This is a genomic window from Exiguobacterium artemiae, assembly GCF_033342815.1.
GTDB lineage: Bacteria > Bacillota > Bacilli > Exiguobacteriales > Exiguobacteriaceae > Exiguobacterium_A > Exiguobacterium_A artemiae_A.
Map to the genome: position 1 here is coordinate 59,751 of NZ_JAWPEN010000009.1, position 12,400 is coordinate 72,150.

Annotated in this window: 16 protein-coding genes and 1 riboswitch; of the genes, 13 read left to right on the forward strand and 3 right to left on the reverse strand. The window is 47.4% G+C overall.

Going from position 1 to position 12,400, the window contains the following annotated elements:
* Nucleotides 1–278: 278 nt before the first annotated feature.
* Entirely contained in the window at nt 279–1,013 is a 735-nt protein-coding gene (locus R7V76_RS10020) for a peptidoglycan DD-metalloendopeptidase family protein (protein ID WP_318092332.1), read from the reverse strand.
* Between the two features lie 338 nt (nt 1,014–1,351).
* Here R7V76_RS10020 and R7V76_RS10025 point away from each other — a divergent pair, with 338 nt between their 5' ends.
* From R7V76_RS10025 to R7V76_RS10060, 8 genes are all read left to right on the forward strand, one after another.
* Nucleotides 1,352–1,810 (forward strand): NUDIX hydrolase, encoded by a 459-nt coding sequence (locus R7V76_RS10025; RefSeq protein WP_318092333.1) that lies wholly within the window; start codon nt 1,352–1,354, stop codon nt 1,808–1,810.
* Nucleotides 1,811–1,959: 149 nt separating this feature from the next.
* Nucleotides 1,960–2,835, forward strand: coding sequence for an SDR family oxidoreductase (locus tag R7V76_RS10030; RefSeq protein WP_318092334.1), 876 nt, complete (start codon nt 1,960–1,962; stop codon nt 2,833–2,835).
* A 13-nt stretch (nt 2,836–2,848) separates the two neighbouring features.
* Complete coding sequence (locus R7V76_RS10035) at nt 2,849–3,037, forward strand: hypothetical protein (protein ID WP_318092335.1); 189 nt, start codon at nt 2,849–2,851, stop codon at nt 3,035–3,037.
* A gap of 129 nt (nt 3,038–3,166) precedes the next feature.
* Nucleotides 3,167–3,457 carry a hypothetical protein gene (locus R7V76_RS10040; protein ID WP_318092336.1) on the forward strand — a complete coding sequence of 97 codons (291 nt, stop codon included), beginning with the start codon at nt 3,167–3,169 and terminating at the stop codon, nt 3,455–3,457.
* 146 nt (nt 3,458–3,603) lie between these two features.
* The gene (locus tag R7V76_RS10045) at nt 3,604–3,984 is read left to right on the forward strand and encodes a GntR family transcriptional regulator (RefSeq protein WP_318092337.1); all 381 of its coding nucleotides are present in this window, start codon (nt 3,604–3,606) and stop codon (nt 3,982–3,984) included.
* Nucleotides 3,977–4,657, forward strand: a complete 681-nt coding sequence (locus tag R7V76_RS10050; protein WP_318092338.1) for an ABC transporter ATP-binding protein — start codon at nt 3,977–3,979, stop codon at nt 4,655–4,657. The genes R7V76_RS10045 and R7V76_RS10050 overlap by 8 nt, the downstream gene beginning before the upstream one ends.
* A complete protein-coding gene (locus R7V76_RS10055; protein WP_318092339.1) occupies nt 4,654–5,463 on the forward strand; it encodes a hypothetical protein in 810 nt (269 codons plus the stop codon). Before R7V76_RS10050 ends, R7V76_RS10055 begins: the two co-directional genes overlap by 4 nt.
* 10 nt (nt 5,464–5,473) lie before the next feature.
* A complete protein-coding gene (locus R7V76_RS10060; protein ID WP_318092340.1) occupies nt 5,474–6,553 on the forward strand; it encodes a hypothetical protein in 1,080 nt (359 codons plus the stop codon).
* Nucleotides 6,554–6,624: 71 nt separating this feature from the next.
* On the opposite strand, the gene R7V76_RS10065 is transcribed toward R7V76_RS10060, so the two are convergent.
* Together R7V76_RS10065 and R7V76_RS10070 are read right to left on the reverse strand one after the other, a co-directional pair.
* Nucleotides 6,625–7,122: a C40 family peptidase gene (locus R7V76_RS10065; RefSeq protein WP_318092341.1), complete on the reverse strand. Its 498-nt coding sequence runs from the start codon at nt 7,120–7,122 to the stop codon at nt 6,625–6,627.
* A 187-nt stretch (nt 7,123–7,309) separates the two neighbouring features.
* Nucleotides 7,310–8,497 (reverse strand): MFS transporter, encoded by a 1,188-nt coding sequence (locus R7V76_RS10070; protein ID WP_318092342.1) that lies wholly within the window; start codon nt 8,495–8,497, stop codon nt 7,310–7,312.
* Between the two features lie 204 nt (nt 8,498–8,701).
* Between R7V76_RS10070 and R7V76_RS10075 the strand changes: the two genes are divergently transcribed.
* The 5 genes from R7V76_RS10075 to thiS all read left to right on the forward strand — a co-directional run bounded on the left by R7V76_RS10075 (nt 8,702) and on the right by thiS (nt 12,397).
* Nucleotides 8,702–9,127 (forward strand): OsmC family protein, encoded by a 426-nt coding sequence (locus R7V76_RS10075; protein ID WP_318092343.1) that lies wholly within the window; start codon nt 8,702–8,704, stop codon nt 9,125–9,127.
* On the forward strand, nt 9,124–10,362 hold the full coding sequence (gene nagZ, locus R7V76_RS10080) for a beta-N-acetylhexosaminidase (RefSeq protein ID WP_318092344.1): 1,239 nt from the start codon (nt 9,124–9,126) through the stop codon (nt 10,360–10,362). The genes R7V76_RS10075 and nagZ overlap by 4 nt, the downstream gene beginning before the upstream one ends.
* Before the next feature lie 58 nt (nt 10,363–10,420).
* Nucleotides 10,421–10,523, forward strand: a riboswitch (TPP riboswitch).
* 91 nt (nt 10,524–10,614) lie between these two features.
* Nucleotides 10,615–11,211 carry a thiamine phosphate synthase gene (locus R7V76_RS10085; protein ID WP_318092346.1) on the forward strand — a complete coding sequence of 199 codons (597 nt, stop codon included), beginning with the start codon at nt 10,615–10,617 and terminating at the stop codon, nt 11,209–11,211.
* Nucleotides 11,208–12,197, forward strand: a complete 990-nt coding sequence (locus tag R7V76_RS10090; protein WP_318092347.1) for an FAD-dependent oxidoreductase — start codon at nt 11,208–11,210, stop codon at nt 12,195–12,197. Before R7V76_RS10085 ends, R7V76_RS10090 begins: the two co-directional genes overlap by 4 nt.
* Complete coding sequence (gene thiS / locus R7V76_RS10095) at nt 12,194–12,397, forward strand: sulfur carrier protein ThiS (protein WP_318092348.1); 204 nt, start codon at nt 12,194–12,196, stop codon at nt 12,395–12,397. The genes R7V76_RS10090 and thiS overlap by 4 nt, the downstream gene beginning before the upstream one ends.
* Nucleotides 12,398–12,400: the final 3 nt, after the last annotated feature.

Here is a 12,400-nt window from a genome sequence, read left to right on the forward strand (position 1 = left end):
TAAATATTACAATATTATTTCTATAATGTTTCGGTATTTTATATTTTAGAGATTAGAAAATCTATTTTACCTTAATTTAGGTCAAAAATCTGTTGGTTATTTTTTGAATAATGTTGATTCATAGTTAGTAAATAAAGCTTTTTTCAAAAAAACAGTAAATCAGTACAAGCAGTATGTTATGATGATTTTTTCCAATAATTAGAATGAATTTATTTCAAAGGATCTATTTTCAAAAAGGTTTAAAAAAACGGATACCCGAAAACGGGCATCCGAAAAAATTATAAAACGCTTAGCGGGTTGATGGTGTTGGCTGCTGACGATCCGCTGTAGATGTAACCGCCGCGGTGAAGTTCGAAGTGAAGGTGTGAACCGGTTGAGTTCCCGGTACTGCCGACGTTCCCGATTTTTGTTCCTTTGGCGATTGACTGACCTGCATAGACCGAACGGCTGCTCAAGTGGGCATAGACACTTGTGTAGGTCAAACCATTCACTTTATGTGTCATCATGACATAGTTGCCGTATGCACCTTGGTAGCCGGATTTGATGACTTTACCGGAAGCAGTCGCACGGACCGTTGTCCCTGTTGCTGCTGCGATGTCGATGCCGTTATGGAACGTGTATCCGTAGCGGCCGCTTGCACTTCCGTATCCTTGCGAGACGCGTCCGCTTGTCGGACGGAGGAAGCCTGTTGAGAAAGAAGCTTTTTTAGCTGTAGCCTGTTTGCCTGTGCTGTATCGTTTTACATAACTGGAATAGACATAGCGTTTTTTACCACCGTATGAAATTTTCGTCCAGTTGCCTTTTTTACCATAATATTTAAAGGTTTGTCCGGCATTTACGCCAGCGACGATTTTATATTTCGTGGAAGGACCGGTCCGGACACGTAATCCATCGGCCGTGACTTTGACTTTATAAGAAGAAGAGCTTGCAGCTTCAACTTTTCCTGTACCCGTGCTAGCGAATCCTGAAACGACGAGTGCGCTCATCGTGACGGTTGTTAAAATACGTTTCATGTAGTAGTTCCTCCTGATGTGAAAACAATTGACGGTCGATGATTGGTGACAGATCGTTTCTGTCTTGCTTAAAGTATAAGGCTGTATATGAATACTGCGTCGAAGTAGTAAATTTGATAAACCGAGTATAGCATCGGTCGTTTTGAAAATAATATTTCAGTTTGATTGCTTAAATATAGCCAATTAATATGTATTGTAATATATCGTTTTGAATGATTCTGAAATGCCGTCAAACCAGGGGAAATTTTATTACAGGTTATCGGATTTCTGACATACTACTGAATATGTGAAAGTATGAAAAAGTATGGGTCGATAACAAAATGGAGGAGGAGTATAAGATGGATATCAAGTTTACAGTAGGGCAACAACGCTTTAACCACCGGGCAGCGGCAGTGATTATCAAAGACGGACATCTGTTGATTCATCGGAATGTCCGGGATGATTTTTGGGCATTGCCGGGCGGACGGATTCAATTGATGGAAAACGGAGAGACGGCAATCGTTCGGGAAATCAACGAAGAGTTGGGCCTGAAAGCTGAGGTCACTCGTTTTTTATCCGTCCATGAGAACTTTTTTACATATGACGAAGTGTCGTTCCATGAAGTCGGTTTTTATTACGAAGTAACTATTTTAGACGATATAAAAATAACGAATAAAGACTTTTTCGGAACAGAAGGCGAAGAATTGATTTATCGATATGTTCCAATCGAGCAATTAGAGACAGTGAAGTTGTATCCAGAAAAATTGATGGAAATGATTCAGTCTGGTGAATGGTCGCCATTATTTTCAAATGAATAATGACTGTGTTATTTTTCTTCTCCTCATAATAGAAGAAACGAAAAAAAAACGATAAAAATTATCGTTTTTTTTTTCGTTAGACGTTTATTGATATATGGCAAGGGAATGTTAATGAAGGTAGTCATCTATTGGAAAAGGGGTTGGGTCATATGCGTGAAGAAGAGTTGGAGCAGATGCATCAACAGGCACGGGGACAAACTCAGGATCAGCAACCGGGAATCGAAGCCAAGATGAATCCGGAGCCGGTCTATGACGATCCGGATTATGTCGGATCCGGTAAACTAAAGGGGAAAGTCGCATTGATCACCGGCGGGGACAGCGGGATCGGTCGCGCAGTCGCGATTGCGTATGCGAAAGAAGGCGCGGATGTCGCGATTGTTTACTTAAATGAAGGACAGGATGCGGAGAAAACGAAACAGCTGATTGAAGGTTACGGGGTCAAAGCGTTAGCGTTTGCTCAAGACATCAGTCAACCGGAGAATGCCCAGCCGATCATCGATACCGTCTTAAAGGAATTCGGACAATTGAACATCCTCGTCAACAATGCCGGTAAACAGTTCCCGCAGGATGATTTTTTGGCCATCACACCGGAACAGCTCAAGGAGACGTTTGAGACGAATCTCTTCTCGATGTTCTATTTGACGCAGGCTGCCTTGCCGCATTTGAAGAAGGAAGACGCGATCATTAATACGTCGTCCGTCACGGCCTATCGCGGTGCACCGTCATTGATTGACTACTCGGCAACCAAGGGAGCAATCACGACGCTGACCCGATCGCTGGCCTCGAATCTAATTGAAAAAGGCATCCGCGTTAATGCCGTCGCACCGGGTCCGATCTGGACGCCGCTTATTCCGGCGACGTTCTCAAAAGAAAAAGTCGAAGCACACGGGGAAGATACACTGATGAAACGCCGTGGACAACCGTCGGAAAATGCTCCGGCCTATGTGTATCTGGCGTCGCGCGACTCAAGTTACGTCACCGGACAGACGATTCATATCAACGGCGGCGATTACATTACATCTTAAGGGGGAAATCATCATGAAGAAAAATCCAAATGAAGTGCCGGAACACGAACCGAATCAACAACCGGATGAGATTCCGAAGACACCTCCGTCAGAAGTACCGGAGACACCACAGGAAGATCCAATCCGTCAACCGGAACCGGATACCTTCCCGGAACCAACGGAAATTCCAGATACACCGCAAGAAGATCCGAATCCCTACTAAGGTGATAAACTGATTCCGAAGCGATTCGGGATCAGTTTTTTTTGTAAAAAAGTAAAAAAATGCATTTTAATGGGAACCCTTACATAAATTGATGCGTATAAAAAAGTATACAAAAAGGGGGAGTCACATATGCAAATTCTGTTAGCATTTGTCGCACTAGGGGCGGGATTTTGGTTTTTCTTCAGTTACTTACTCGGATTCCGAAATAAAAACATCACGATGACATTTGACGACCGGTTCTATGCACTCGAGGACCATGTCAAAGCAATCGAAGAAAAGTTGAAGCAGGACGGGAAGCTTGTGGAATATTTAGGGAACCGTCGCTTTTTAGTCAACGGAAAACGTTACTTGTTCGTCGAACGCACAGTACCGATGTCTGGGATTCCGGTCCAACAGACGATTCTGGAATATCAAAAGTAATGGAATTCAAGGTGCTATCTCTATTTTAGAGACAGCACCTTTTTTTTGGAAAGTAATTGACAGTCAACTGTATTACCCGTATGATACAGAAAGAAAGTGTATTACTGTTTTAATACAGTGAATGGGAAAGGGAGGTCAAGACCACGATGCAATTTGACCAAAGAAGCCCGGTGTATCTTCAGGTCGTCCGATGGTTCAAGGAACAAATCGCGACGGAAGAACTCAAATGCGGGCAGGAAATTCCATCGCGCCGGGAAATCGCCGCGCAACTCGGAATTAATCCGAATACGGCACAAAAAGCGTACAAAGAAATGGAGGATCAGCAATTGATTACGACAGAACGAAACGTCCCAAGTAAAATCACGATGGATCAAGAAATTGTCAAAAAAGTCCGGACAGAGATGCTGGATGAAGCGGTTGCGCAGTTTATCGAAGCCGTCCAGGCGATTCAAATTCCGCTTGGTGAGGTCGTCACGAAAGTCGAAACCGTCTATCAATCAACGGAACGGAGGAAGGTCGATGCTTGAAGTCCATGGCTTGAAAAAACGATACGGTCGGAAAAAACCGATTCTTGAAGGGGTCTCCTTTTCGGTGCGTCCGGACAGCATCACCTGTCTGATCGGCTTAAACGGTGAAGGGAAATCAACGATCTTAAAAGCCATCATGGGTCTCGTCCCGGTCGATGCCGGAACCGTCCTCGTCGACGGCGAAGTCTCACGTGATAAAATCGCCTTCGTTCCGGACCTGCAGACGATGCCCGGCTATATGACGATCGGGGATGCGCTTCTTTACATGAGCGACTATTATCCGGACTGGAATCCGAAAGTCGCCGAAGAACTGATGGGGTTGTTCAAGTTACTGACGACTGACAAGATTTTGGAACTGTCAAAAGGGAATCAGGCGAAGTTCAGTCTGGTGCTTGGTTTTGCACTGGACCGTCCGTACCTGTTGCTCGACGAACCATTTGCCGGAATTGATTTATTTACGAAAGAACAGATTGCCTGGATCTTTTCGAGTCATTATATGGAAGGACGCGGCATTCTGATGACGACACATGAAATCGTGGAAATCGAACACCTGATTGACCGGGTTGTCTTTTTACAGGACGGTCGGATCATTGATGAACACGATACGGAAGAGATGCGCGAAGTATACGGAAAATCGGTCCAGGACCGGATGCGGGAGGTCTATCAACGATGAAACAGTATCTGATGTTAACAAACGAAGAGTTAAAACGAAGCTGGAAAATGATTGTCTCGGTCATCCTCGCGATGGCGGGTATTGAAATCCTGACCGTCGTCGGGCGGGTCATTTATCACGAACGGCAGGTACGGGAGTATATGAGCTACGCGAAAGTAAGCGAATCGGAAGCGATTCGCACGATTGGAAAATTATCGTTTGAACAGGCCAGCTCGTATTTCAGCTATATCATTCTGATTGGAATCGTTCTCGTCATTTTGTATGCTGTTCAAATTTGGTATCGGGATTGGTTCGGTGAATCCAAGTACATATACCGCATATTATTATTACCAGGCAGCCGGGCAAAAATCTTTTTTGCCAAGTTTACATCACTGGCTCTCGTGATTATCAGTTTTATCGGATTACAATGGGTGGTCATCCAGCTCAGTTATGTCATTTTCAATTGGTTGATCAAAGAGGATTATCGTGCATCATCTTTTGATATCTCGATGGCATTAAAACAATTGTATACGATGAACGTAATAGATTTATTTTTCATTTTACTTCTATCACTATTTATCGTTAGTGTCTTGTTTATGCTCGTTCTAGTGGAACGGTCTTATCGTAAAGCGAAAGGATTGATTTTTGTCATTCTTGAAATCGCTTTTTTACTCCTGATTACAGTAGGGAGTGTGTATGTGATTGAAAAGTTGGATATCTTTTTATCCCAAGAAATATCAGCAATCATGTTGGCGATTTTCGTGTTGTACTTTGCTTATACGATTTGGAAAAGTTTGCGTCTATTAAAATGGAAAATTTCGGTCTAAGGAGGACGTCATGCGAAAATTTAAATTTGTACTTATACTGGCTGCCGTCAGTTTCCTGACAATAGGAGTCTACACCATATTTATTCAATCAATCGATGAATCGGACTTTATTGTTGAGACGATCAAAGGAGATCCGAAACAACCGGAAGTCCGGTCTGTTCAAGCGGAACTGTATGATCAAGGTTTAAAAAATGTTGATTATAACGTTGGACTGGATGGGCATGTCGAAAAAACGAAAGATAATCTGATTAGTGGCTTGTTTGAAAGTCCATATAATGAAAATGGCGCACCGGCCGACTTCCGGCGCTTCATCCGTTCCGATTACGTTCTTACGCTGGAACAGGAGGGTATCTCATATGCGATGGGGACACCAGACAACGATAAGTGGGAATTGCAGTACTGGGAGGAAAGTAAACAGCGTGTCGTCAAAAAAATCTTTCCGGCACCTGATGAAGTTCGGAAGTTAATAGAGACCGAGCTTAGTCCCTATCGACGAATTGGGGATGATTTATATGTGAGTGTGCAAGACTATCAAACTAATTCAGGGACGTTGTTGTATAAACTTAATTTAAAAAACGATACGATTCAAAAAATTAATTTACCATATACCTCTAAAAAAGAAGTTGTGATTTTAGGTATCCATGACGAGATGATTGTTTATCGTACGTTGGAATACTTAAATGAGTCAGATGAATCAACAGAAAAGACGTATTGGAGTGATGGGAAAACAGTTCAGCCTTTAAAAGCATTGAATTCGATCAGTGCCAATCAAACCGAACTAAGTAAGGATGGGACAAAACTGATTGTGCTTGAAGGTGATTCGGATCAATCAAGCTGGATTATCTATGATTGGGCATCAAAGAAATCAGAAAAACACTCGATGGATATCCCGTTAGTAACAGACAAGTTTGGATTAGGCTCTTACACTGAACTTAAAGATGATTTGATTTACACGGCGAATCGAATCGATGATGGTGTCATCAATATACGTATCGTTGATGCGGTATCAGAACGTGTCTTGTATGAAGGAAATATTAAAGACAAACTGAAACGAAAAGAAACGTCGTTGAATTCACTTATTCTGAATTGATTACCTCTTACGTTCTATAACAAAAACGCAATCCGAAGCTCTCAAGGAGTTCTGGATTGCGTTTTTTAATCTTATTGATACGATTTGATAATGATATCCTGTTTCGCGTAGTAACTCCACGTCAGGTCTTGCGATTCAACCTTTTTCGTCGTCACAGCGACGAATTTATTCTTACCGGTGTAGATTCCGACGAAGTTCGGCGCTTTCGCCTTTTTCGCCTGGACGAACAACAGGTCACCCGGGACGGCTTTTTTGAGTGTGACGGTTTTGAGCGGCATCGCGGCTTGTTTCGCAATCGTCCGTTCGAGTGTCAGACCGCTTTTTTGATAAACATATTGCGTGAAGCCGGATGCGTCAAATCCTTTTGTTGTCGTTCCGCCTTCTTTATACGGTGTTCCGATCAAAGACGTCGCGAGTTTCGTAATCGCAGCTTTCTTTTTCGCGAGTGCTTTTTCCGATAATGGTTTTGGTGTCTCGGCTTTAGTCGGTGTTGCAGCAAAGGTCGTGACTGGACTGACGGTTGCTGTCAATAAGAGGGTTGCTAATGGAAGGGCATGATACGATTTCATAATAAAATCTCCTTTTACATAAGTGGGATGAAAAACTATCCTTACCGTACCATGCCGATTGGAAAATAAAGCAACAAATTAGATACGTTCACCTAACAGTCTTGTAAGGTTCGGTCTGAGTCTCTGGTACGAAAAGACGCCTGTTCCAAGTTCCTCACGAGAGGACACTCTGGAAACAGGCGTTTTTTTACGAACGTTGATCGAGCCGGTGACTGACTGCTGTCAACGCGGCGGCGAGTAAAGCGACGGCACCGCCGACAAGGGCGATGTTCATGATTGGACCATTCGCGTACACCAGTCCGCCGAGCGCAGAACCGAAGGCAATCCCGACGTTACTTGCGACCGGCATCAGGGAGGCGGCAAGTCCTTTCGCTTCCGGATTAAACTTCTCTGCCAGATCAATTAAATAAATTTGAGTCGAGGTCGTCAATAAAATCGACATCAGGGACATTAAGGCAATGTTGATCAGACCAAGCGACACGGACGCTGTCGTCACATAGAGCGCAGCGAGTACAAGCGCCTGAACGATGAAGACGAACCGGAGACGGCCGATCGGATTCCGGCTGGCGATTTTGCCGGCCAAAATGTTACTGAAAATCGAGACGACACCGTAAGCGAGTAAAATCGGACTGATCCAGGCCGACGGCAGTTTCAGTTCCAGTTCAAGCACCGGGACAAGATACGTATAGACGACGTATGTCGCACCGAATCCGAACGACGGAATGAAAAAGGCGATCATGATCCGTGGATTGGCGAGTAAACTGAGCTGCTCGCGGATCGAGCCGGACGATTCCGATTGCTGGACCGGAACGACTTTCAAGACGGCAAGCAGGGCGACGACACCAAGACTGCTCGTCAGCCAAAACGTGGCGGCGTAACCGGCATGTTGTCCGATGAATGTACCGATTGGCACGCCGAGGACGTTTGCCATCGTAAATCCACCGAAGATGAAGGAAACAGCGACGCCACGTTTCGCGATCGGCACACTGTCACTTGCGACGACCATCGCCAGTGAAATCAGGACGCCTGTCAGAACAGCCGTCACGATTCGTGACAACAGCAACAGTTCATAATTCGGTGCGATCCCGCTGCAGATATTCAGGATGATCCAGACGAAAATCAGACTGAGCATCAACTTCCGCCGTTCAAGGTGTCCGGTCAAGGACATCGTAATCGGTGTTCCGATGGCGAAGGCGATCGCGAAGGCGGAGACGAGCGTGCCGGCTTTCGCAATTGTGATGTTCAGCCCGTCCGCGATTTCAGATAAAATACCGACGATGACGAATTCGCTTGTTCCAAGGACAAAAGTCAACATGGATAACGTCGCGATTAACAGCCAGTCGGCTTGACTCAAACGAGTCGATGATGATGACATATATAATTCCCCACTTCTGGCGCCTGTGCGCAAAAAAACTATCGTGTATCAGAATAGCATGATTTAACATGGGCGGAAACCGGATTTACCTGCCAAAGGAAAAGAAGCATTATTGCGAATTGACAGTCAATTTCACTTATCGATCATTCGGGTATACTAACAGAGTAGGAAACATCATTTAAATCAGAAAAGGACGTGATCTTGATGCAAGCAACAGTCACTTGGAATCACAAGATGGGTTTTAGCGGGGAAACCGAATCCGGACATCACTTAGCGATGGATGCCGCGCCGGAAAACGGCGGGGACAATCAGGCCCCCCGGCCGACAGAACTCCTGCTTCACGCGGTCGCCGGTTGTACCGGCATTGATATCGTCTCGATTTTAGAAAAGATGCGTTTGACGCTGACGTCATTTGAAATGGATATCGAAGGCGAACGGGCGGATGATCATCCCCGGCGTTTCACGACGATTTCGATTCATTACCGGCTCGAAGGTGATTTACCGGAAGATAAAGTCCGCCGGGCGATTGCCTTATCAAAAGACAAATACTGCTCGGTCTCACAATCACTGAATGCAGAAATTGAAGTCTATTATTCGATCAACGGCGTCCGGAACGAGGAACCGATTTGAAGCGGATTGTTCCTGTTCTATTGGCAAGTGTCCTCCTCGCCGGTTGTGCTGACGAGCCGGCACAACCGGTCGAGCCGCAACCGAAGCCGGCGAAGAAAACAAAGCCGCCGCAACCGGATCGACCGACGGCCCGGGAACGGGCGGACAAACAACTGCAAGAAATGATTTCGAAGATGTCGACGGAGGAAAAAGTCGATCAGTTACTGTATATCGGTGTGACGGGAACAGCTCTGACCCAAGCCGACCGAACGCTGTTGCAGGATCATGCGCTCGGTGGGGTGTTGTTACTCGGCGGCAACATCACGTCGACCGATCAACTGAAGACTTTTACGACGGCGATTACTGAAGCACAATCCGCTGATTCGAAAGCGTTCCTCGGCTTTGACGAAGAAGGCGGACGTGTCAGCCGGGTGCCGGATGCACAGCTCAAGTTATCTCCGAGTCTGTCGTTCGGTCAGAAAAATGATCCGGAATTGATGGAGGAAGTCGGACGGACACTTGGTTCGATTTCCCGTTTTTACGGCTTTAATATGGACTTTGCTCCGGTCCTTGACGTCAACAGTAATCCGGCAAATCCGATCATCGGCGACCGGGCGCTCAGTGCGGATCCGCAACAGGTCGCAAGGCTGGGTGTCCCGCTGATGCAGGGGATGAAGACGGAAGACGTCGTTCCGGTCGTCAAACATTTTCCGGGACACGGTGACACGACCGTCGATTCCCATGTCGGTCTGCCGCGGGTCGATGCGACAAAAGCAGAACTCGAACAGACGGAACTGGTCCCGTTCAAGCGGGCGATTCAGGAAGGGGCCGAAATGGTGATGGTCGCGCATATTCTGTTCCCGGCTCTCGACAAAAACCGTCCGTCTTCGTTATCAAAATCGGTCATGACCGGCGTCTTGCGGGATGAACTGAAGTTTGACGGAGTCATCATCACGGATGATCTCGTGATGGGAGCGATTACGGAACAGTATGGTCTTGCCCAGGCCGCAAGTCTTGCGCTCGAAAACGGAGCCGACATGGCGATGTTCTCGGCTCCGGGTGCGTATACGTCGGTCCACAAGGAAATCATGGCACGAATCAAACAAGGAAAACTGTCGGTATCGGACCTTGATCAGAAAGTCGAGCGGGTCCTGCGCTTGAAACAGACGTATGACTTGTCACAAACGAAACGTGTCGACGCGTATGAACGCTTGATCGAGCAGGTCAAAGCGGTCGAATCCGACATGCGACGCTGATAGGGGTAGAATCAACGTCATCGCTCATGGTAAACTACATCCGTACCACATAAATTAATATCTACACTAGGGGAGTCTCGCAGCAGACTGAGACGGAAGTATCCGGACCCTTTGAACCTGATCTAGTTCGTACTAGCGGAGGGAAGTGGATTCCGATCAATCATCCGAGGATGCGACGACTGTCGCCCTTTTTTGTAGGACCACTCCATCAGTTCATGGGGTGGTCCTTTTTCGTGTGGAAAGGGGGAAATAATGACACAGTTACATCTGTTAACAACCGGCAATCAGCGTGCGGACGTGCTCGAACACCTGTTGCCGGAACTCGCGCTGTCCGCCGACCGGATTCATCTGCGGGAGCCGTTATGGTCAGCGAAGGAACTGGTCGTGTGCATCGAAACACTCGTGCGACGAGGCGTAAAGACAGAGCAATTAATTGTCCATGATCGGCTGGACGTGGCAGTCGTCACCGGCACCGGAGTTCAGCTGACAACACGCAGTATTCCGGTCGACCGTGTCCGGCGCCGTTTCCCGGAGCTTGTGATTGGTCAATCAGTCCATTCGTTGACGGAAGCACTGGCGGCGGAACGGGCCGGCGCGGATTACGTCCTGTACGGGCATATCTTTGAAACGGAATCAAAACCAGGTGTACCGCCCCGGGGACTCGACGCCTTGAAACAAGTTGTCGACTGGACGTCGATTCCCGTCATTGCAATCGGCGGCATTACACCGGACAATCTAACGGATATCCTGGCGACTGGCTGCGCAGGTGGGGCCGTCTTGTCGGGTATTCTCAGTCAGGTGTCTCCGATCGAGGCAGCCAACCAGTTCCGGGCGGTGATGCAGGGATGACACAACCGGATGTCTTAATCATCGGAACCGGCATCATCGGTTTGACACTCGGCTATGAGCTGCTCAAGCGCGGACAAGGCGTCCATTTGCTTGAACAGTCAACAGTCGGACAAGGGGCAACACGGGCAGCGGCCGGAATGCTTGCGACGGATGAAGAATTGCCGGAAGCGTTACACGAACTGGCGGCGCTCAGCCGGATGTTGTATCCGGGACTGGTCCAACAATTGTTTGACGAGACCGGTCTCGGAAGCGGGTATCTGGAACAACCGTTTTGCCTGCAACACGCGAATCAACAGATGACGTTTAATCCGGTCGGTCAAGTTGATCCCCGGTTACTCACGCAAGCCTTACGCAGTGCGATTGAACGACGCGGTGGTGTAATCGAAGAAGAAACAACCGTCTCGCGTATCGAACGGGATGAACGGGCGATGATTGGTGTTATGACGAGTCGGGGACTACGGACAGGACGACAGGTCATTGTTGCCGCCGGCCGTGGATCTGAAACCTTGCTAGGAACGATTGGTACAACGATTGACACATTTCCGGTCAAAGGCGAATGTTTGTCTGTCCGGCTCGCGACCGGGCGACTTGACCGGACGCTGTTTGGTGACACCGTGTATCTGGTCCCGAAAGCAGACGGCCGGATCATCATCGGCGCGACGGAACATGTCGGCGATGAATCGACGACCGTCAGCCTCGAGGGTATTCGCTCCTTATTGGCGGCAGCAATCAATCTTTATCCGCCGCTTGCAGAAGCGGTATTCGTCGAAGCATGGGCCGGTGTCCGACCACAAACCGGTGACGGTCTGCCGTATCTCGGAACGGTGGACGGAATCGACGGGTTATTTGTCGCGACTGGCCATCACCGGCACGGCATCTTACTGGCACCGGCGACGGCCAACGTCTTGGCCGATTGTCTCATGGGGCAAACGCCAAGAGTGACACTGGATGGTTTTAACAGCCGACGACAGGAGGAAAGCAGATGACTATCCGATTGAATGGGAAAAACTATGCTTTGACAGGGGAAATCAAGACGTTACACGATTTGTTGGAGGAACTAAAGATTCAGGGACAAGTCGTCATCATCGAGCAGAATCAGCAGATCATCGACCGGTCCCGGTATCCGGACACGACCGTTGCGTCCGGTGATGTCATTGAAATCGTTCATTTTGTAGGAGGAGGATAAATC